We start from the raw sequence: 20,845 nt of genomic DNA on the forward strand, positions 1-20,845 counted from the left end.
CGTTCCAGGCCATTGACCCCTTCAGGGCACGAGCACGCCCCCCGTAGACTGGCTGCGGGGGGCGTGCTCGTGGGGGTTCAGGTCCGCTGGATCAGCGGGCTTCCATGCTGTGCTTCAGGTCACGGATCTGGTCGTGGCTGGCCTTGACCTTTGCGTACTGGCCTTCGACGAAGCTGCGCACGTCGGCGGGCAGTTCGGTTTCCTTCAGCACGTCCTGATAGTTCTCGACGGCGACGTCCTCGCCACGCTCGGCCTCGGCGACCACAGCGGTGTCGTCACGGCCGGTCAGGGCGTCACGGACGTTCAGCCAGGTGCGGTGCAGGGCCGCGCCGACACTGCCGCCCTCGCGGGGCTTGTCGCCCAGGCGGCCGATGTGGGCCTCGACCTCGCTGGCCATCTGGGCGCGCTGGGCGCTCCGCTCGGAGAACAGGCTCTTGAGGCTGGGGTCGGTGGCGTGCTCGGCAGCGTCGGCGAAGCCCTTCTGGCCGTCGCGCAGGGTCCCGAGGAGGTACTGGAGCTTGTCGAGAACGTTCTCGTTGGTCATGGTCATGGTGGTGCCTCCTGTGGATGGGGTCTGCCCGCGCCGCCACCCCGGACGGGGCCTGCTGGGCGGGCTGAAAGTCAGACGCCGTCAGGTTAGAAGCTCAGCGGGGCCTGAACCTGATAACTGCACCAAGGGGGCGTTCACGCAGGGTTGGGCGGCCCTTGGCCGAGTTCACATGCGGGCCTCGCGCCCCTGGCGAGTGCGGGCGCGGGTGTGCTGCACTGGACGGGATGACGCCCCGGGTGCTGCGGATGCAATGGCTGGACCTCTGTTTCATGCACTGGCCGGTGCCGCCCGCCGCCGTGCAGGCGACGCTGCCCAGGGGAGTGGAGGTCGACACCCGGGACGGTCAGGCGTATGTCGGGGTTGTGCCGTTCCGCATGGCGGACGTGGCCCCGCGCTTCGTGCCTGCCGTGCCGGGCCTGAGTGCCTTCCCGGAGCTGAACCTGCGCACCTACGTGACCGTGAACGGCGAACGCGGGGTGTGGTTCTACTCGCTGGACGTGACGCAGCCTCTGGCGGCGGCGCTGGCCCGCACGTTCTTCCACCTGCCCTACCGGCAGGCACACATGTGGGTGGACCGGCAGGGGGACGTCACGCGGTACGCCAGTGTCCGCACCGACCTGCGTGCCGGGCCCGGCGCGTTCGCGGGTGCCTACCGCCCGAGCGGGCCGCTCCTGTCCCCCGCACCGGACAGTCTGGAGGCCTGGCTGACCGACCGGCTGCGGCTGTTCAGCGCGTCGCCGGACGGGCGGATCTTCCAGGGCCGCATCCACCACGCCGCGTGGCCGCTGCGGCGCGCGCAGGCCGAGGTGCGGGTCAACACCCTGGGCGAGCGGTACGGCTTTGACCTGAGCAGAGGGCCGCACCTGTTGCACGCCGGGCGGCTGGACGTGACCGCGAGGTGGCTGGACCGCGTCCGGTGACGCGCCCAGACGGCGCCGCCCAGCGACCGAGGCCGGGCGGGAGCGTCCCCCATGCCGCCGCGGTCAGGTCCGGCCCGCCGCCTTCCACGTGGGGAAGACCCCCGCTGAGGCGGACCGGGGGAAGAGGTTGAGCAGGCCCGCATCCGGGCCATCCCTGATCCCACCTGCCGGGCTCCGGATCAATTCAGGTGCAGCGCGAAGGCCTCGCGCAGCCCCTCCTCGGCGGCGGCGCGGGCTACCTGCGGGGCGTGGTTCAGGGCCAGCACGGCGCGGTAGGTGCGCTGCGCGAGTTCCCGGTCACCCAGCGCGTCGCGCACCTGCCCCAGCCGCGCCAGGACCAGCCCGGCGAGGCTGCGTGGCTGCCCGTCGTCCAGAGCGTGCGCGGCGCGTTCCAGTCGCGTGCGCGCGCCGGGCAGGTCACCCACCGCGAGGTGAATGCTGGCGGCGGCGGCGTCCAGTTCCGCGCGGGGCGTGACCCGGTCGCCCGCCTCGCGGTCCAGGGCGGCCAGCAGGGCGTTCAGGTCGTCCTCCTCTCGCAGCTGCCACGCCCGGTCGGCCAGGGCGCGCACGCGGCTCACCTCGCCCGGCTGGAAGCCGGTCAGGTCGGGCAGGGCCGCGCCGGGCAGGCGGGCCAGCAGCGTGGGCAGGTCATCCAGGGGAATCAGGATCACGCCGGTCTGCCCGTCCAGGCGCGCGGCGAGGTCATCCAGGCGGCGCTGACGCCAGCGGGTGCCGGGCCCCTCGTCCAGCGCGGCGCGGACCTCCGCGCGGGTAGCCTCCACCTCGGCCAGGAACCCGCGGGACAGCAGGCGGGCCGGGTCCAGCGGCGCGGTGACGAGCGCAGCCAGCGCCTGTTCCGCCGCCTGCGCCCGGCGCCGCCGCTCGCGGCCCTGCGGGTACTGGTTCAGGAAACCCAGCAGTTGCTCATGTTCCGCGTCCGCCCAGGCCCAGTCGGGCAGCGGGAGGTCGTGAATGTCGATCCCGGCGGCAGGCAGCGCGTCCCGCAGCGGGTGATCCGCGTCCGGGCTGGACGCCCAGCGCACCTCGCGGGCCCCCAGGTGCGCGAGGAGTTCTGTGACGGTGCCCGCGTTGAACTGCGGATGCAGCCGCAGCAGGTCGCCCAGGTCCGGCAGGAGCAGCAGCGGGGCCGGGCGTGGGCCGGGCGTGGATTGAGGCATGCGCGCAGTCTAGAGCAGTTCTCCGAATTACGGCATCAGAAAAACAGACTTCTGATGCCTCGATTCCCCGTCTTGCTCGGCAAAATTCACTCGATCCGCTCGGCCATGAAGACAGCATCCTGATGGCAACTGCTGTAGAGCAGCGGGTCAGGGCACGGAACGCCTGCCCCCCGGTCTCGTCGGGAGGCCCGGCGGGGACAGCGGCGGGTTACGCGCTGGCGCCGTTGCGCTTGCGTCCGCCCACGCGGATGACGTCCTGCACGCCCTTCACCGTGAGGATCGCGCGGCGGATGCCCTCCAGGTCGCCGTGTCCGGCGACGTTCAGGCGCAGGTGGATCACGGCGATCTCCTCCTGCCCGACCACGGCCTCCACCTTGGTGGGGCTGCGTTTCTCGCGCGCCAGGACGCCCAGCACGTCCGCGAGCAGCCCGGCGCGGTCGGGCGCGATGACGTCCACGTCCACCAGGACGCTGCCCGGCGTGCCGGCCTCCCAGGAGGCAGCCACGCAGCGCTCCGGTTCGTCCTTCAGCAGGCGGATCATGTTCGGGCAGTCGATGCGGTGCACGCTCACGCCGCGGCCGCGCGTCAGGTACCCCATGACCTGATCGCCCCGGATCGGGGTGCAGCACTGGCTGAGCTTGGTGTTCGTGCTGAAGCCCTCGACGTACACGCCGCCCGGTTCGGGGGCCTTCGGGACGGGCGCGCGGCGGGCCGGACCAGACGCCTGTTCCTGCGCCAGCTGCGGCGACAGGACCTTACCCACGGCGCTGGGCGTGAGCTTCCCGGCGTGCAGCGCCAGGTACAGGTCGTCCGGGTTGCGGGAGCCCATGAGTTTCTGCGCGGCGTCCTCCAGCAGCTTGGTCCGCATGAGCTGCCGCACGGCCAGCTGCCGCTTACGCAGGTAGCGTTCGAGCAGGTCGTGCCCATGCTGGAGCGCCTCGCTGCGTTCCTGCGCGCGGAAGTGATGGCGGATCTTCGTGCGGGCCGAGCGGGTCACGGCGAAGTTCAGCCAGTCCTTGCTGGGGTGGCCGTTCTTGCTCGTGACGATCTCGACCATGTCGCCGTTGCCCAGCCGGTGCGACAGCGGCACGATGGAGCCGTTCACGCGCGCGCCCACGGTCGTCTCGCCGATGCGGGTGTGGATGTGGTACGCGAAGTCGATCGGGGTGCTGCCCGCCGGGAGGCTGATCGCCAGGCCCTTGGGCGTGAACACGCGCACCCGCTGCGACAGGATGTCCACCTTCACGGCGTCCATGTAGTCCGAGGCGTCGTTGATCTCGTTCTGGAGTTCGCGCAGCTGCGAGATCCAGTTCTCGCGGTCACGCTGCGCGAGCTGACTGCCCTGCTTGTACATCCAGTGCGCGGCGATGCCGAATTCCGCGACCTCGTGCATGCGCCGGGAGCGGATCTGCACCTCGATGGGCTGCCCGCTGGGGCTGATCACGGTGGTGTGCAGCGACTGGTACCCGTTGGGTTTGGGCACCGCGATGTAGTCCTTGAAGCGGCCCGGCAGGGGCGTCCAGACGCTGTGCACGATGCTCACCGTGTGGTAGCAGATGCGTTTCTCGCGGGTCTCCTCGGCGCGTTCACGGCGACGGTCGTCCGTGCCGGGCGGCACCACCAGGTCACGCGGCGTGAGGATCACGCGGATGGCGAGCAGGTCGAAGATCTGCTCCAGACCCTTGCCCTCGCGCTGCATCTTGTTGTGGATGCTCCACAGGTGCTTGCTGCGCCCCGCGATGTCGATGTCCGACACCCACTCCGGCAGCTCCAGATCGTCCGTCAGGGAATCCTGGAGCTGCTGCACGGCATTCTCGATGAGTGTCTGCCGCTCCTCCTGGCGGGTACGCAGCCGCGACTGGAGGTACGCGTATTCATCGGGATACAGGTACTGGAAGCTCAGGTCCTCGAGTTCCCACTTGATCTGCCCGATCCCCAGGCGGTGCGCGAGGGGCGCGAAGATGTCCATGGTCTCGCGCGCGATCCGCTGCTGCTTCTCGGGTTTCATGGACCCCAGCGTGCGCATGTTGTGCAGCCGGTCGGCGAGTTTCACCACGATGATGCGGATGTCGCCCGTCATGGCGATCAGCATCTGCCGGAGGTTCTCGGCCTGCACGTCCCGGCCGGACTCGCGCACCTCGGCCGTCTGGGAGCCCTGCTTGCTGAGCTTGCTGACCTTCGTCTCGCCCTCCACGATGCGGCGCACGTCCGGCCCGAAGTCCCGCTCGACAAGTTCGAAGGTCACGCCGTCCACGTCCTCGACGGTGTCGTGCAGCAGCCCGGCCATCAGGCTGTCGGTGTCCATGCCCAGCCGCGCCAGGATGACCGCCACCGCCACCGGGTGGGTGATGTACGGCTCGCCACTCTTGCGGTTCACGCCCGCGTGCGCGTCACGGGCGAACACGAAGGCCGCCTCCACCCGCTCCCGGTCCTCTGCGGGGCGGGACGCGATCAGCGCCCTGAGTTCTCCCATTCCATAGTCGCTGTCCGCTGCGCCTGCCTGCACGCCCCGCAGCATAGCGTCCCCCGCCCCCCCGAATCTGACGCGGCGCAGACACGCTGCGACCACACGGGCAGCAGAACACCCACCGGGGAGCCGGTGGGCGGAAAGTCACGTCAGGAAGAAGAGAGAGGACGCTTCACTGCCCGTCAGCGGCGCTCACGCACGCGCACGGGAACCGGAACCGGCTGAGGTTGAGGGCCGCCAGTCAGCACCTCGCGCAGCCAGTCGACGAATTCACGCAGGCCTTTCATGCCCCCAGTGTACTGACCTGACCCTGACAGTTATGGCACGGGCCTTACCATGACTTCACGCGCGGGTCGCGCAGCGGGTCCCCCCGTGGGGGACAGTTGCGCTCATCAGCCCTCATGCGCGCTCGACGCCCACAGGCACGGCCTCGGGCCACCGGACAGCGCGCAACGCGCCCCCACCTTGTCACGCGCGCGACCTGACCAGGATGGTCGCCGTGAACGCTGACAGCGGTGCGCAGCAGAGGGGCGCGGCCGACCGCACACCCCTCGACTGCGCACCCAGCCACCGTCAGGCGCAGGTGTCTGACCCGCTCGTCCACACGGAACTCCGTTGAGGCCACTCACCCAGGGCCGATCCTCAGCCGCGCCGCCCGGCGGCGCATACTGACCCGCATGAGCGCACCCCGCCCCGTCATCCTGGACCTCGACCCCGGCCACGACGACGCCGTGAACATCCTCCTGGCGCTGGCCAGCCCGGAACTGCACGTCCTGGGCCTGACCACCGTGTTCGGGAACGTGGGCCTGGACCGCACCACCCGCAACACCCTGATCACCCGCCAGATTGCCCGCTCCGACGTGCCGGTGTACGCCGGAGCGGACCGCCCGCTGGTGCAGGAGCGGATCAGCGCGGAGGCCGTGCACGGCGAGAGCGGCCTGGACGGCCCCCACCTGCCCATCCCCACGCGCGGCACGGAAGACGAGCACGCCACCGCGTTCATCATCCGCGCCGTCCGCGCCCACCCCGGCCAGATCACGCTGATCCCCACCGGACCCCTGACGAACGTCGCGCTGGCCTTCCGCCTCGCACCGGACATCATTCCACTGGTGCGGGAGGTCGTGTGGATGGGCGGCAGTACCGACACCGGCAACTGGACGCCCGCCGCCGAATTCAACGCCCTGGCCGACCCGCACGCCGCGCACGTCGTCTTCGGAAGCGGCGTGCCGCTGACCATGATCGGCCTGAACGCCTCCCACCAGGCCATCGCGCACCCCGCCCGCGTGGCCATGTTCCGCGACCTGGGCACCCCCACCGGCGCGTTCGTCGCGGACCTGCTCGCATTCTTCGCCGAACACCACCTAGAACGCTACGGCTGGGACGGCGGCGCGCTGCACGACCCGCTGACCGCCGCGTACCTGCTGCGCCCAGACCTGTTCACCGTGCAGCCCATGCACGTCCAGATCGACCTGAGCGGCGGCCCCAGCCACGGCCGCACCGTCGCCGACCTCTGGCACGTCACCGGGAACGCCCCCAACGCACAGGTCATGACCCACGTGAACGCCGACGGCTTCTTCCAGTTCCTGCGCGACCGCATCGCGACGTACCCGGCGTAACCCGGGCCTCTACCGCGCTGTGACGCGCTGCCAGCCGCGCACCCACGCGACCTCCAGCGTCTTCGGCCAGGGGCCGCGCCGCTCGCCGCCAGGCAGCAGGTGCGGGAGTTCATAGATGTTCAGCATGAGCTGCATGGGGTACGCGGGCGACTGCGCCGCGACGCCCATGACCTGCCCGTCCACGCGGAAGGTGACGTCGTGCGGTGTCCACTCCACGCTGTAGACGTGCAGGTCGGCGGGACTGCCGGGAATCAGGGCGTCCCGCATGTCCAGGGTGAGGGTGGGGTCGTGGATGGGTTTCACGCCAAAGTGCACTTGGAAGGCATCGGGGGTGCGCTCATGGCCGAACACCTCGCAGATGCAGATCTCGCCGGACTGCGCGGGGTCGCGTTCCACGCCGATCATCCAGAAGGCGCCCAGGTAGCCGGGGGGCAGGTCGGCGCGCAGGGCGACCTCGAACCGGCCGTACTGCGGGGTGTACAGCCACGTCTCGGGTTGCGCCTCCGTGACCCGCAGGCCCGGGTGGAAGCGGTGCTGGCCCACCGGACTGCCCAACGGCCCGGCGTGGCACCCGGTCTGGAGGCTGGACACGCGCAGCGCTCCGTCGAAGGCAGGATTCCACGGCGGCTGATCCCCGGTGATCTGGAGGTGCAGGCCCGTGCCCGGCAGGGCGTAGCGTGCAGCGGACGCCTCGCGGCTGGCCCACTGCGGCAGGTAGTACGGCAGCCAGCGCTCACGGTTGAGGTCCGGCGCGCTGAACTCATCCTCGAAGGTCAGGACGTATTCCGGCACGGTCACGTCAGCCCCAGTCCGTGCCGGAGCGCGTTCAGGGCGGAGTTCGTGAAGTCACGCGAGACCGCGGAGTCCGGCGCGAAGCGTTCGAAGGCGTGGTACGCGCCGGGCACCTCCACGTACTCGCAGGGCACCCCGGCGGCCTGAAGTCGCCGGGCGTAGTCCCGGTCTTCTTCGTGGAAGAGGTCGAGGGTGCCCACGCCGATCCACGCGGGTGGCAGACCCGACAGATCGGCGCGTCGGGCGGGGGCGGCGTACTCGGGGGCACCGTCCAGGCGCGGTGAGCGGCCCAGGTACGACGTCCAGCCCAGTACGTTCGACGCGGGCCGCCAGATGAACTCGCCCCGCCCGGCGTGATCGGCATTCAGGGTGGTGCGGTCGTCCAGCATGGGGTAGTACAGCAACTGGAACGCGGGCGTGACGTCGCCCCGGTCATGTGCCAGTTGCGCCAGCGCGGCAGCCAAACCTCCCCCGGCGCTGTCTCCCACCAGCGCGATGCGGGCCGGGTCGATGCCCAGCACCTCCGCGTCGCGGACCATCCAGGTCAGCGCCGAGTAGCAGTCCTCCAGCGGGCCAGGAAACGGCGTGCCCGGCGCGAGGCGGTACTCCACGCCTACGACCAGCACGCCGAGTTCCCGCGCGTACGCCGCGCTCTGCGGGTGGTACGCCGCGGCCGACCCGGTCACGTACCCGCCCCCGTGAATATTCAGGATGGCCGCCGCACCCGCCGGGAGGTTCGGTGGCCGGTACATGAACACCGTCACGTCCGGCGCACCGGGCGGGCCGGGAATGCGCCGCTCCTCCACGTCCACCCCGTCCGGCAGCGCGGGCGCCTCCGCGCGGGCCTGCACCGCCTGCATCAGCGCCACGACGCCCCGCGTGAAGGGCGGCGAACGGAAGCGCACGAACGGAGAGCGCAACGCCGGGTGCAGCCGGGCGTACGAGGCGGCGCGTCTGGTCGAGAGGACCCACGCGCCTAGCGCCAGCGCCGCCCCCACCCCCCACAGTCTTCCAGCTTTCATGGCTGATTGTCGCACCAGAACATCACGCGTCGGCTGACCAATCTGCGGGTGAACTATGCACGGTGAGGGTGACGTTCCAGAGCTGCCCGTCTTGAAGAGCGGCCAGAGCTCCGGAGGGGGCTTCCCAGAGCTGCCCGCCATCTTCCTCTTTCATCAGGGTCAAAGGAATTCCCTGTGCCGCGCACCACCCCAGGAGATCGCCGGAGAAGGGGTCGAAGTCACACCAGTTCACGAGGTCAGACAGACCGTGATGCGCACTGGTCAGCACCTCGATGCTGTCGAGACGGCCATCAATGAACCAGAACACCAGATTGTTGCGCTGAAGGTGCGACGCGCCTTTCCCGGTGCGCATCGCACTGAAAGGCACCCGGAAACGCTCCAGCACATGTTCCATCTGATCCTCGGGACGGAGGGGGAGTCTCTCTCTGGCCGTGAGCAGTGTTCGGAGAGAAATGGTGTTGAGGCGCGGCACCCCTCCATGCTGGGCGCCGCGCCTCGGATTGTCATCCGCGCTCTGGCGGACGTGGGGTTCAGTCCGCGAATCTCTTCAGCACGTCGCGGCTGATCACCAGGCGCTGCACCTCGTCGGTGCCCTCGCCGATGCGGGTGAGGCGGTTGTCGCGCCACATGCGTTCCACGGGGTACTCCTTGATGTAGCCGTACCCGCCGAGCATCTGGATGGCCTCGTCACAGGCCTCGACGCCGACGGTAGTGGCGAACAGTTTGGCGCGGGCAACGGGCACCGTGAAGTTCATACCCGCGTCCTTGAGGTCGGCGGCCTTGCGGATCAGGAGGCGCGCGGCGTCGAGTTTGGTGTCCATGTCGGCGAGGCGGAACGCGAGGTTCTGGTTGTGCCCGATGGGTTTGCCGAACTGTTCGCGCTGGTTGACGTAGCGGGCGGCGTACTCGAACGCGGCGCGGCCCAGGCCGAGGCCCATGGCGGCGATGCCGACGCGGCCCCCGTCGAGGACTCTCATGACGTCCTTGAAGGCGTTTCCGCGCTCGCCCAGCAGGGCGTCGGCGGGCAGGTGGATGTCCTCGAAGATCAGCTGCGCGGTGTCGCTGCTGCGCAGCCCGAGTTTGTCTTCCTTGCGGCCGATGCTGAAGCCCTGCACCTCGTCGCGGTTGAACACGAAGGCGCTGATGCCGTCGTTCTTGCCCTTGCCGGGGCGGGGGGCGTCGGTGCGGGCCAGGATGACGTACGTGCCGCCCACGCTGCCCTGCGTGATGAAGTTCTTGCTGCCGTTCAGGAGCCAGCTGCCGTCGGGCTGCTCCTTGGCGTTGCTCTGCATGCCGCCGCTGTCGCTGCCGCTGCCGGGTTCGGTAAGGCCCCACGCGCCCAGTTTCTCGGCGCTGGCCAGGGCGGGCAGGAACTTCTGCTTCTGCGCTTCGGTCCCGCCGATCAGGATGTGGCCCTGGCACAGGCTGTTGTGACTGGCGACCGTGAGGCACAGGCTGCCGTCCACCGCCGCGACCTCCTCGATGATCATCGCGAACGTCGCCGTGTCCAGCCCGGCCCCGCCGTACTCCTCGGGCGTCTGCGCGCCCATGATGCCCATCTCGCCCAGTTCCCGGACGATCTGCATGGGGAACTCGCTGGTCTGGTCCCGCTCGGCCGCGCCGGGCTCGACCTTGTTCTTCAGGAAGCTGCGCAGCGCGCTGATGATCGTGCGCTGGTCGTCATTCATGGGCTGCGTGTTCGGGTTGCTGACGTCGGGACGGTTCAGGGTACTGGTCATGGGAGTCTCCTTCGGAGGGGGTAATGGGTGATGGTTGATAGGTGATGGAGGAAGGGGGTGATCTTTCGACCATCAACCTTCAACCGTAGGCGGCTTCACACCTGGAAGACGCCGACGCGGAATTCGTCCTGGTGGGGGTTCTGCGCGCAGGCTTCGAGGGCGCGGATGAGGCGGTCGCGGGTGTCGTGGGGGGGGATGATCTCGTCGACCCAGAGGCGGGCGGCGGCGTAGCGGGGGTCGAGTTCAGTGTCGTATTTGCTCTTGACCTCGTCGTAGAGGCGCTGGAGTTCCTCGTCGTCGGGCTGGTGGCCGCTGCGTTTCAGGGCGGCGAGCTGGATGTCGAGCAGGGTCTTGGCGGCGGCGTTGCCGCTCATGACGGCGTATTTGGCGCTGGGCCACGCGAACAGGAAGCGGGGGGCGTAGGCCTTGCCGTTCATGGCGTAGTTCCCGGCCCCGAAGCTGCCGCCGGTGATGATGGTGATCTTGGGCACGACAGTGTTGCTCACGGCGTTCACGAGTTTCGCGCCGCGCCGGATGATGCCTTCCTGTTCGCTGTCGCGGCCGACCATGAAGCCGGTCACGTCGCTCAGGAACACGAGGGGCACGCCCGCCTGGTTGGCGTCCATGATGAAGCGGGCGGCCTTGTCGGCGCTGTCGCCGTAGATGACCCCGCCGACCTCGATGCGGGTGCGCAGGCCGGGTTCGCCGCCGCTCTTGAGTTTCTTCTTGATGACCGTGCGCTGGTTGGCGACGAACGCGACAGGGTACCCACCGGCGCGGGCGAAGCCGCACACGAGCGTCTCGCCGTACTCGGGTTTGAACTCGTGGAACTCGCCACTGTCGACCAGGGCGGTGATGAGGTCGCGCACGTCGTAGGTCCTGCTGCCGTCGAAACCGACGAGGTCGGTGAGGTCGCGTTCCGGGGCGGGCAGCGTCTCCTTGCGGCGTCTGGCGAACGGGGCGGGGTCACCCTGGGCGTACAGGTCGGCCAGCGCGCGGATGCGTTTCAGTGCGGCGGCGTCGTCGGGTTCCTTGTAGTCCACGGTGCCCGCGATAGAGGCGTGCATGCCCGCCCCGCCGAGGTCCTCGCTGTCCACGACCTGTCCGATGGCGGCCTTGACCAGTGCGGGCCCGGCGAGGTACAGCCCGGAGCCCTCGGTCATGATCAGGGTGTCGCACATGACGGGCAGGTACGCGCCGCCGGCCACGCAGTTGCCCATGATGGCGGCGATCTGCGGGATGCCGCGCGCGCTCATGCGGGCGTTGAGGTAGAACACGCGGCCGAAGTCGTCCTGGTCGGGAAAGATCTCGTCCTGCATGGGCAGGTATACGCCGGCGCTGTCCACGAGGTACACGACCGGCAGGTGGTTTTCCAGGGCGATGGTCTGCGCGCGGATGACCTTCTTCGCGGTGATGGGGAAGAACGCCCCGGCCTTCACGGTGGCGTCGTTGGCGATGATCATCCAGGGGCGGCCCTGGATCTGGCCGATGCCGGTGACGGTCCCGCCGGACGGGCAGCCGCCGACGTCCTGGTACATCTCCCAGCCGGCGAAGGTCATCAGTTCGTCGAAGGGCGTGCCGTCGTCGATGAGCTGGCGGATGCGTTCGCGGGCGGTCAGGCGGTTCTTGTCGTGCTGGCGCTGCTGGGCCTTGGCGCCGCCACCGGCGTGGACGGTCAGGCGGTCGGTGGCGAGGCGTTCCAGGGCGTCCTGCCACGCGCTACGGGTCGGGGGCGCCGGGGGGGCGCTGGTGTCGGGCTGGGTCATTGTTGCCCCAAGTCTAACAAACGCTCGTTAGGGATGTGTGGGATGCCCGGACCCGGTCGGCCCTCCCCCGCCACCCGCACCGCCGACCGGGTGTCAGACTGGGGGTCACCGTGACTGCTCCCTCTCCCCTGCCGCCCGGCCCCCGCACCTCGCCGCTGCGCTCCGCGCTGGACCTGCGCCGCGACCCGCTGGGCTACCTGCGCCACCTGCGCGCCGCGTACGGGGACGCCTTCCGCGTGCGGATCGGCCCGCGCGAGGTGCTGATGGTCACGCACCCGGACGCGGCGCGCGAGGTGCTCGTCACGCAGGCCGCGCGGTTCCGCAAGGGACGCGGCATCCAGAAGATGCAGGACTTCCTGGGCACGGGCCTCCTGACCGCCGAGGGGCAGACGTGGCGCACCCACCGCCGCCTGATGCAGCCCTCCTTTCACCGCGCGGCGCTGAGCGGCATGGCAGACGACATCGTGCAGGCGGCCCGGCCCACCCACACGGCCCTGCTGAAGGCCGCCGACTCCGGCGTGGGGCTGGAGGTGGGCGGCGAGATGCTGCGCGTCACGCTGCGCGCCGTGGCGTCGGTGCTGTTCGGCACCGGCCTGAGCGACGGGGAACTGGCCGTGGTGGAGGCCGAACTGCCGCCCCTGCTGGACCACACGGCCAGTCGCGTGCGCTCGGTGGTGGACCTGCCGCGCTGGCTCCCCACCCCGGCCGGGCAACGCTCGGCGGCCGCCAGCCGGGCACTGGACGCCATCGTGGCGCGCATCATCGCCGCGCGGCGGGCCGAGCAGGAGGCCGGCACCCCGGGGAACGACCTGCTGGGCCTGCTGCTGGCCGCCCGCGACGAGGAAGGCGGCGGCCTGAGTGACCGCGAACTGCGCGACGAGGTCATGACGCTGTTCCTGGCCGGACACGAGACGACCGCGAACACCCTGACGTTCCTGCTGCTGCTGCTGGCCCGCCACCCCGACGTGCAGGCCCGCGTGCAGGCCGAACTGCGCGGGGTGCTGGGTGACCGCGACCCCACCGCCGCCGACCTCCCGCGCCTGCCGCTGCTGAACGCCTGCATCCAGGAGACGCTGCGGCTGTACCCGCCCGCGTGGCTGGTGCCCCGGCAGGCGACCGCCCCGGTCCGCGTGGCGGGCTTCGACCTGCCGGAGGGCGCGGCGGTGTCGGTGTGCATCTACCTGCTGCAGCGGCACGCGGCGTACTGGCCCGACCCGCACACCTTCGTGCCGGACCGCTGGCTGCGCGGCGAACGCACCCCGGACGCGTTCATGCCGTTCGGACTGGGGCCGCGCATGTGCATCGGGAACAACCTCGCCCTGATGGAGGCCGGGCTGATCGCGGCGCTGCTGCTGCGGGACGTGCACGTGACCGTCCCGGACGGCGGCCCGACCGGCCTGCACGCGGGCGTGACCCTGCGCCCGGACGGCCCGGTGACCGCCGTATTCCACCGCTGAACGACGCTCGGCCCCGGCGACAGACCGGGGCCGGAGCTCAGACGGGACTCCATTGATTCCAGGTCCATCAGGGCCGCCCGGTGGCCCCCTCACCCTTCCGTCGCTCCGTTCCTCCCTCCCTCTCCCTCAGGGGGGGAGGGGACAGCGGAACGCGATCACGCGGGAAGCAAGTCATTTCTATCCCGTACCAGACGGGCTTACGCGTGGATGGGCGCGCCGGTCTTCGCCTGCAACTCGTCCAGCGTCACGCCCGGGGCGAGTTCCACCAGCTTCAGTCCGTCCGGCGTGACGTCCAGCACGCCCAGGTCCGTGATGATGCGGTTCACGACCGCCTGCCCGGTCAGCGGCAGGGTGCAGTCGGGGAGGATCTTGTGCGCGTCCCCCTTTGCGACGTGCTCCATCAAGACCACGACGCGCTGCACGCCCGCCACGAGGTCCATGGCGCCGCCCATGCCCTTGACCATCTTGCCGGGAATCATCCAGTTCGCCAGGTCACCCTTCTCGCTGACCTGCATGGCGCCCAGGATCGCCAGGTTCACGTGCCCGCCGCGGATCATGGCGAAACTGTCCGCGCTGGAGAAGAAGCTCGCGCCGGGCAGCGCCGTGACGGTCTGCTTCCCGGCGTTGATCAGGTCGGGGTCCACCTGCTCCTCGGTGGGGAACGGCCCGATGCCCAGCAGGCCGTTTTCACTTTGCAGCATGACGCTCACGCCGTCTGGGATGTGGTTGGCGACCAGGGTGGGCAGGCCGATGCCCAGGTTCACGTAGTAGCCGTCCTGCAGTTCACGGGCCGCGCGGGCGGCCATTTCGTCTCGGGTCCAGGGCATGGGTGACCTCCTTGAAGTCAGTGGGGGTGGGATTGTGAAAGTCAGGGGCAGCTTGCGGCGCGGGTTGCCGGGGTGTCAAGCCGCCGGGCCCGCTGGAATGGACACCTGTATCATGCCCGGCGCCCATCACAGGCCCGTTTCAGGTGGGGCTTCCGCTTCCCGCGCCCGGAGCGCCGCTCGCTGCCTCCAGCATCCGCCGGAGGATGACGTGGTGGTCCTCGAAGAACTGCCTCGGGCGAACCAGAGCGTGCGCGAGGGGCACCGGGCGGGTCCCCGCAGGCGGCGCGTCCGCGAGGACGGCGTGCGCGGTGGTGGGCACGCCCAGCGAGCGGGCCGGGTGGGCGAACGCGGCGGCCCCTGCGGGCAGCGCCTCCGGGGACAGGGGCGTGGCGGGGAGTGTCCACAATCCCGCGCCGACCGGGCCGGAACGGCGGGCGAGCCACACGTGTTCCGGTGTGACGTGCAGGTCGAGGCGTTCGTGGCGGGGCGTGCCGTCCCAGCCGGCCCGTTCGGCCTCCAGAGCGGTCCACTCGGTGCGCAGGCGGGTCAAAGTGCGGGTGCCCAGGAAGCGGGCCAGGAACGCGGCGACCGCCGGGGGCAGGTGGGCGGGCACCTCGCCCCGTTCCAGGAGGGCGCGGCGCACCGCCGTGGCGTTCAGCACGCTCTCCTGCACCATCACCGGTGGGCTGGGGTCGAGGGTCCAGTCGGGGAACCAGTGCAGGTAGCTGCTGCTGGCGTCCTTCTCGAAGCCGGTCAGGTGGATGGGGTCGTTCCCGGCCTCTGCCCGCGCGAGGTGCCGCACGTGCGCCGCCCAGCGGGTCGCGTCGAACTCGTCCGGGAGGGGCAGCAGGGTCACGCGGCCCGGCGGGACTCCCGACTCGCGCAGGGCGGCGCGGATCATCCCGGCCCGTTCGCGCGGCGTGAACGGATTGCGGGCGCTGCGGGCGAGGTTCGCGCTGCCCAGCAGCACCAGCAGCCGGCCGTGCCGGTCCAGGGCCGCGTGCATGGTGTGCAGGTGCCCGGCGTGCGACGGCTGGAAGCGGCCCACGTACACGACCAGCGGGCCGGTCACAGCCCGTGGCGGTCGCGCAGGCGGGCGATCAGCGTGTCGCGCCGCGCCTGCAGGGGGGCGCCCAGGCTCACGTGGTAGCGGTGCGGGTTCAGGAGGCGGCGGGTACCTTCGGGCAGCGCGGCGATGTCCGCGCGGGCACGGGACTGGAGGTCGGTCAGCGGTTCGGGTGGCTGTCGGCGCACGCCGCCGTCCATGACGACCACGCGCGGGTCAACCCAGGTCAGTCCGGCGGGCACGCGGCGTGACCCGAGGGGGTTGGTGGGGTCGCTGACGCGCTCGCCGGGCTGCGGCGCGGCGTCGTGCAGGCCCGTGATGACGTCCATGACCAGTCCGCCCTGCCCGGTGTAGGCGCGCCAGACGCGTTTGTCGCCGGGCACGCTGGCCTTGGTGGGGTCTCCGGTGAGTTTCATGCGGCCCTCGCCGTTCAGCGCGACGAGCTTGAACACGCCGCCCAGCGCGCCGCCCCCCTCGCCGCCGCCCGTGGCGAGCTGCGTGCCGACGCCGTACACGTCCACCCGGCCGCCGCCCTTGATGACGCTCTCGATCACGAATTCGGACAGGTCGTTGCTGGCGACGATCTGCACGTCGGGGAAGCCCGCCCCGTCCAGCGCGGCGCGCACCTGCGCGGACAGGTACGCGAGGTCCCCGCTGTCCAGCCGCACGCCGCGCAGCTCGTGCCCGGCTCCGCGCAGTTCCCGCGCGACGGTCAGGGCGTTCGGGAGGCCGCTGCGCAGCGTGTCGAAGGTGTCCAGCAGCAGCGTGGTGGCGTCCGGGTACAGCCGGGCGTACGCGCGGAAGGCGTCCAGTTCGGTCGGGAACGCCTCGACCCAGGCGTGCGCGTGCGTGCCGGTGGCGCGCAGGCCGTAGCGGGCGGCGGCCTCGACGTTGCTCGTGCCGGTCGCCCCACCGATCACGGCGGCGCGCGTGGCGCCCAGCGCGCCGTCCGGACCCTGCGCGCGGCGCGCGCCGAACTCCACGACCTCGCCCCCGTGCGGGCTGGCCTGCGCGGCGGACACCAGCCGCGCGGCCTTCGTGGCGATCAGGGTCTGGAAGTTCAGGACGTTCAGCAGTGCCGTCTCGATCAGCTGCGCCTCCCACAGCGGCCCGCGCACGGTCAGCAGCGGTTCGTGCGGGAAGACCACGCGGCCCTCCGGGAAGGCCGTGACCTGCCCGGTGAAGCGCCACTCGCGCAGGGCGCTCAGGAAGGCCGGGCGGAACAGCCCGGTGCCCTCCAGGTACGCGAGGTCCCGGTCCGTGAAGCGCAGGCCCTCCAGCGCACTCAGGGCGGGGTCCAGTCCGGCCCACACCGCGTACCCGCCCTGGAACGGCGCGCGTCGGAAGTACAGGTCGAAGATGGCGGTCTGGGTGTGCAGACCGGCCTCGTGGTACCCCTGCAGCATGGTCAGCTGGTACAGATCCGTGAACAGCGCCGAGCCGAGCGGGGACGCACCCATCATCCGTGTTCTCCTTCCGGGACCGCCTGCCCGCGCGGTTCCAGCCCGGTGGCCCACACGCACCCAGCCGAGATGATGAACGACGCGGCGAACACCGTCAGCGCCTGCCCGAGATTCCCGCTGAGCAGCAGGCCGCCCGCGACCGGGGAGATCAGGCTGCCCAGCCGCGCGGCGGCACTGACGGTGCCCATGCCGGTGGCGCGCAGGGTCGTGGGGAACACCTCGGCGGCGAAGGCGTACAGCGCGCCCCAGGTGCCCAGCAGCGAGAACGACAGCAGCCCCGAGGCCAGCAGCGTCCAGGCGGGCTCGCTGGAGAGCATGAACAGGTACGCGCCCGCCGCGCTGGCCAGCATGAACCCCACCAGGGTCACGCGGCGGCCCACCCACTCGATCAGCAGGCTGGACAGCAGGTACCCGGGAATCTGCGCCAGGGCCAGGATCATGGCCAGGCGGTATGCCTCGGGCAGATCCACGCCCTGCGTGCGGAGGTACGTGGGCAGCCACGAGAAGATCCCGTAGTAGCCCAGGCTCATGCCGAACCACGCCAGCGCCAGCAGCAGCGTCCGGTCGCGCAGCTGCGGAGCCAGCAGCGCCCCCCAGCGGGGCGGGCGGGCCGGGACGCGTCGGGGCGGGGCCAGCGGAAGCACAGGCGGGGCCTGACCGTTCAGCTCCGCCACGCGGATCAGCGCGGCGTGCGCGTCCTCCACCCGGCCGCGGGAGAGGAGCCAGCGCGGCGAGTCCGGCACGCCAGTGCGCACGAGCAGCCCCACCACGCCGGGCAGCGCGGCGATCAGCACGAGCAGCCGCCAGCCCTCCTGCGGGGGCAGCAGCTGCCCGAGCAGGTATGCCAGCGCGGCGATCAGCAGCGTCCCGATCGCCCAGAACCCCTCGGTGAGCACCAGGAAGCGGCCCCGGACGCGCCGGGGGACGAACTCGGCCATCAGGGCGTAATCGACGGCCATGGTCCCGCCGATCGCGAAGCCCGCCAGGACCCGCGCGGCCACCAGCACCCAGATGTTCGGCGCCATGGCCCCCACCAGCCCGAAGATCACGCCTGCCAGGACCGTGATCAGGAACACCGGGCGGCGGCCGTACACGTCCGCCTGACGGCCCCAGAAGGGCGCGCCGATCAGCATGCCCGCGAACGTCGCCGAGAGCAGCATGGTGGCGCCCAGCGCGCCGGGCGGCAGGCCGAAGGTGGCGTTCACGCCGGGCAGCGCGAAGCCCATCAGGAGGACCTCCATGGCGTCCGCCGCGAAGGTCAGGCCGCAGATGAGCAGCAGCCGGATCTGGAACGCCCCGACCCCCAGGCTCTCGATGACGGCGTCCACGGTGGTGGTGCCGGGCAGCGGCGCGGCGGGCACGTCGTCCGGGAGGTACAGTCGGGTGGGCCGCTCGGTCACCCGTTCAGTGTAGAGCGTTCCTGCCCGCGCCCGGGCGCCACCTGACAGCGGTTTCCAGTTCCAGTGAAGGGCCAGCACCCCGCCCCGCAACTTCACTTCCAACCGCTGTCTTTTTCAGGTGCTCGCTCTGCGGCGCAGCTCTTCAAGTCCGCTCGATTCAGAGACCTCCAGGGTCCCCCTCAGGATCTCTGAATTCTGCGTGAGCGCATCTGGGATACTGCGCGGCATGAGCATGCAGCAGGCCATCATCAGGGAACTGGAGGTCCGCCCGGTCATCGACCCGGCGCAGGAGGTCGAGCGGCGCGTGGCGTTCCTGTGCGCGTACCTGCGGGCCTCGGGCACGCGCGGGTTCGTGCTGGGCATCAGCGGCGGGCAGGACAGCACCCTGGCGGGGCGCCTGTGCCAGCTGGCCGCCGAGCGCCTGCGCGCCGACGGGACCGAGGCGACCTTCGTGGCGGTGCGCCTGCCATACGGCGTGCAGGCCGACGAGGCAGACGCGCAGCGCGCCCTGGCATTCATCCGACCCGACCGGAGCGTGACGGTGAACGTGAAGGGCGCCGTGGACGCCGCCTCGGGTGCCGCCGCTGCCGCGCTGACCGGGGCCGCGCTGACCGAGGCTGGGGCGGGCGGCGAACTGCGCGACTTCGTGCGGGGGAACATCAAGGCCCGCGAGCGGATGGTCGCCCAGTACGCGCTGGCCGGGCAGCTGAACCTGCTCGTGGTGGGCACCGACCACGCCGCGGAAGCCATCACGGGCTTTTTCACGAAGTACGGGGACGGCGGCGTGGACCTGACCCCCCTGACCGGCCTGAGCAAACGCCAGGGCGCGCAGCTGCTGGAATTCCTGGGCGCACCCCGCGAGACGTGGCAGAAGGTGCCCACCGCCGACCTGGAAGACGACCGCCCCGGCCTGCCCGACGAGGTCGCGCTGGGCCTGACGTACGCGCAGATCGACGATTACCTGGAAGGCAAGCCGGTCGCGCCGGAGGTGGCCGGGAAACTGGAGCGCCTGTACCGCGTCACCCGCCACAAGCGCGCTGTGCCGGTCACGCCCTTCGACGGGTGGTGGCAGGAGGCGTAGACGGACCGGAGGTCACGCGGGGTAGAGGCTCCCGCGTGACCTCCCAGGCAGCCGGACCTACCCGGCGCGGACGGTGCGCTGCTCGATGCGCTTCTCGGGCGCCGCGTTGAGCACGACGCGCTGCACGAAGATGCCGGGGGTGTCCACGTCGTCCGGATCGATCTGACCGATCTCGACGATCTCCTCGACCTCCGCGACCGTCACCCGGCCGCAGGTGGCGGCCATCGGGTTGAAGTTGCGGGCGGTCTTGCGGTACACGAGGTTCCCGGCGCGGTCGGCCTTCCAGGCCTTCACCAGCGCCACGTCGGCCACGATGCCGCGTTCGAGGATGAACGTCTGGCCGTCAAAGTCCTTGTGTTCCTTGCCCTCGGCGACCGTGGTGCCCACGCCGGTCTTCGTGTAGAAGCCGGGAATGCCCGCCCCACCGGCGCGCATGCGTTCGGCCAGCGTGCCCTGCGGCGTGAATTCCAGTTCGAGTTCCCCGGCGAGGTACTGGCGTTCGAATTCCTTGTTCTCGCCGACGTAGGAGCTGATCATCTTGCGGATCTGGCGGGTCTGGAGCAGCAGCCCCAGGCCCCAGCCGTCCACGCCCGCGTTGTTGCTGACGGCGGTCAGGTTGGTGGCGCCGCTGTCGCGCAGGGCCAGGATGAGCTGTTCGGGAATGCCGCACAGGCCGAAGCCCCCCACGGCGATGGTCTGGCCGTCGGCCACGATGTCTGCAAGCGCCGCGTGGGCGTCGGGGTACACCTTATTCATGTTGGCTCCAGTGTAGAACGAACGGTCGTTAGGACGCGGGGAGGGTGTCCAGGAATCCCTCCAGCAGCGCGCGGAAGGCCGCCGGGTCCTCCTGCGGGAAGCCGTGCCCGCGCCCGGGCAGGACGGTGGCGGCCGTCCCCAGCGCCGCCGCCTGCGCCCGCACGAGGTCCGGGGTGATCAGGGCGTCCAGCTCGCCGCCCAGGACCAGGGTCGGCAGCCCGGCCAGCCGCCCGGCCTCCACCTGCCAGTCGGCGAGCGCACGGGCGTTCCCGCTGTAGTGCGCGGCGGCCATGCTCGCCCCGTCGGTCAGCAGGTCCGCGAAGTTCGCGGGTCGCCCGGAGGGGAAGAGCGCGCCCAGGCTGGCTTCCATCAGAGCGGGCGTGGTGCGCAGCAGTTCCAGCACCGGGTAGTGCTCCTCGGGCGTGACCAGTCCGCTCAGGGGCGCGCTGGCCGCCAGCACCAGCCCCGACAGGGCCTGCGGCCCTCGCGCCGCGACCTCCAGCGCCACCGCGCCGCCCAGCGAGTGCCCCAGCAGCACCGGCCGCGTGACGCCCTGCCCCCCCAGCCAATCCTGCACCCAGTCCGCATACGCCCGGATGGAGACGGGGCCCGAATGCGGCGTGCCCGCGAAGCCCGGCAGGTCCGGGGCGAGCACCCGCCACCCGGCTGGCGGCGCGGCGAGCAGGTCCACCCACCAGCGGGACGAGGCGAAATTACCGTGCAGGGCCACCAGCGTTCGGGTCAC

At 71.0% G+C, this 20,845-nt stretch carries 18 protein-coding genes; 4 read left to right on the top strand and 14 right to left on the bottom strand.

Going from position 1 to position 20,845, the window contains the following annotated elements; all coding sequences use genetic code 11:
- Window positions 1-91 precede the first annotated feature (91 nt).
- Entirely contained in the window at window positions 92-550 is a 459-nt protein-coding gene (locus tag SY84_RS03450) for a PA2169 family four-helix-bundle protein (protein ID WP_052751028.1), read from the bottom strand.
- 224 nt (window positions 551-774) lie between these two features.
- On the opposite strand from SY84_RS03450, the gene SY84_RS03455 reads away from it, so the two are divergent.
- Window positions 775-1,470, top strand: a complete 696-nt coding sequence (locus tag SY84_RS03455) for a YqjF family protein (protein ID WP_046842840.1) — start codon at window positions 775-777, stop codon at window positions 1,468-1,470.
- Between the two features lie 179 nt (window positions 1,471-1,649).
- On the opposite strand, the gene SY84_RS03460 is transcribed toward SY84_RS03455, so the two are convergent.
- Both SY84_RS03460 and SY84_RS03465 read right to left on the bottom strand, forming a co-directional pair.
- Complete coding sequence (locus SY84_RS03460; RefSeq protein WP_046842841.1) at window positions 1,650-2,648, bottom strand: hypothetical protein; 999 nt, start codon at window positions 2,646-2,648, stop codon at window positions 1,650-1,652.
- 208 nt (window positions 2,649-2,856) lie between these two features.
- Entirely contained in the window at window positions 2,857-5,121 is a 2,265-nt protein-coding gene (locus SY84_RS03465) for a RelA/SpoT family protein (RefSeq protein ID WP_046844903.1), read from the bottom strand.
- Window positions 5,122-5,792: 671 nt separating this feature from the next.
- On the opposite strand from SY84_RS03465, the gene SY84_RS03470 reads away from it, so the two are divergent.
- Entirely contained in the window at window positions 5,793-6,731 is a 939-nt protein-coding gene (locus SY84_RS03470; protein ID WP_046842842.1) for a nucleoside hydrolase, read from the top strand.
- Window positions 6,732-6,740: 9 nt separating this feature from the next.
- Here the strand turns inward: SY84_RS03470 and SY84_RS03475 are convergent, their stop codons facing one another.
- The 5 genes from SY84_RS03475 to SY84_RS03495 all read right to left on the bottom strand — a co-directional run bounded on the left by SY84_RS03475 (window position 6,741) and on the right by SY84_RS03495 (window position 12,050).
- A complete protein-coding gene (locus tag SY84_RS03475) occupies window positions 6,741-7,529 on the bottom strand; it encodes a glycoside hydrolase family 16 protein (protein WP_046842843.1) in 789 nt (262 codons plus the stop codon).
- The gene (locus SY84_RS03480; RefSeq protein WP_081424495.1) at window positions 7,526-8,545 is read right to left on the bottom strand and encodes an alpha/beta hydrolase; all 1,020 of its coding nucleotides are present in this window, start codon (window positions 8,543-8,545) and stop codon (window positions 7,526-7,528) included. The genes SY84_RS03475 and SY84_RS03480 overlap by 4 nt, the downstream gene beginning before the upstream one ends.
- A 22-nt stretch (window positions 8,546-8,567) precedes the next feature.
- Window positions 8,568-8,939, bottom strand: a complete 372-nt coding sequence (locus SY84_RS03485) for a hypothetical protein (protein WP_046842845.1) — start codon at window positions 8,937-8,939, stop codon at window positions 8,568-8,570.
- Between the two features lie 136 nt (window positions 8,940-9,075).
- Window positions 9,076-10,284, bottom strand: a complete 1,209-nt coding sequence (locus SY84_RS03490; RefSeq protein WP_046842846.1) for an acyl-CoA dehydrogenase family protein — start codon at window positions 10,282-10,284, stop codon at window positions 9,076-9,078.
- Window positions 10,285-10,379: 95 nt separating this feature from the next.
- Window positions 10,380-12,050 (bottom strand): acyl-CoA carboxylase subunit beta, encoded by a 1,671-nt coding sequence (locus tag SY84_RS03495; RefSeq protein ID WP_046842847.1) that lies wholly within the window; start codon window positions 12,048-12,050, stop codon window positions 10,380-10,382.
- 110 nt (window positions 12,051-12,160) lie between these two features.
- On the opposite strand from SY84_RS03495, the gene SY84_RS03500 reads away from it, so the two are divergent.
- Window positions 12,161-13,507, top strand: coding sequence for a cytochrome P450 (locus SY84_RS03500; protein WP_052751029.1), 1,347 nt, complete (start codon window positions 12,161-12,163; stop codon window positions 13,505-13,507).
- Between the two features lie 197 nt (window positions 13,508-13,704).
- On the opposite strand, the gene SY84_RS03505 is transcribed toward SY84_RS03500, so the two are convergent.
- The 4 genes from SY84_RS03505 to SY84_RS03520 form a co-directional block, all read right to left on the bottom strand.
- Window positions 13,705-14,334 carry a CoA transferase subunit B gene (locus SY84_RS03505; protein ID WP_046842848.1) on the bottom strand — a complete coding sequence of 210 codons (630 nt, stop codon included), beginning with the start codon at window positions 14,332-14,334 and terminating at the stop codon, window positions 13,705-13,707.
- A gap of 139 nt (window positions 14,335-14,473) precedes the next feature.
- The gene (locus SY84_RS03510) at window positions 14,474-15,406 is read right to left on the bottom strand and encodes an adenylyltransferase/cytidyltransferase family protein (RefSeq protein ID WP_046842849.1); all 933 of its coding nucleotides are present in this window, start codon (window positions 15,404-15,406) and stop codon (window positions 14,474-14,476) included.
- Entirely contained in the window at window positions 15,403-16,863 is a 1,461-nt protein-coding gene (locus SY84_RS03515; RefSeq protein ID WP_046842850.1) for a nicotinate phosphoribosyltransferase, read from the bottom strand. Before SY84_RS03515 ends, SY84_RS03510 begins: the two co-directional genes overlap by 4 nt.
- Complete coding sequence (locus tag SY84_RS03520) at window positions 16,860-18,263, bottom strand: MFS transporter (RefSeq protein WP_245621398.1); 1,404 nt, start codon at window positions 18,261-18,263, stop codon at window positions 16,860-16,862. Before SY84_RS03520 ends, SY84_RS03515 begins: the two co-directional genes overlap by 4 nt.
- Window positions 18,264-18,489: 226 nt before the next feature.
- Between SY84_RS03520 and nadE the strand changes: the two genes are divergently transcribed.
- Window positions 18,490-19,344 (top strand): ammonia-dependent NAD(+) synthetase, encoded by an 855-nt coding sequence (gene nadE / locus SY84_RS03525; RefSeq protein ID WP_046842851.1) that lies wholly within the window; start codon window positions 18,490-18,492, stop codon window positions 19,342-19,344.
- A gap of 57 nt (window positions 19,345-19,401) precedes the next feature.
- Here nadE and SY84_RS03530 read toward each other — a convergent pair whose 3' ends face one another.
- Complete coding sequence (locus tag SY84_RS03530) at window positions 19,402-20,100, bottom strand: CoA transferase subunit A (protein WP_046842852.1); 699 nt, start codon at window positions 20,098-20,100, stop codon at window positions 19,402-19,404.
- A gap of 28 nt (window positions 20,101-20,128) precedes the next feature.
- Window positions 20,129-20,845, bottom strand: a complete 717-nt coding sequence (locus tag SY84_RS03535; RefSeq protein ID WP_052751030.1) for an alpha/beta fold hydrolase — start codon at window positions 20,843-20,845, stop codon at window positions 20,129-20,131.

The organism is Deinococcus soli (ex Cha et al. 2016) (assembly GCF_001007995.1).
GTDB classification, from domain to species: domain Bacteria; phylum Deinococcota; class Deinococci; order Deinococcales; family Deinococcaceae; genus Deinococcus; species Deinococcus soli.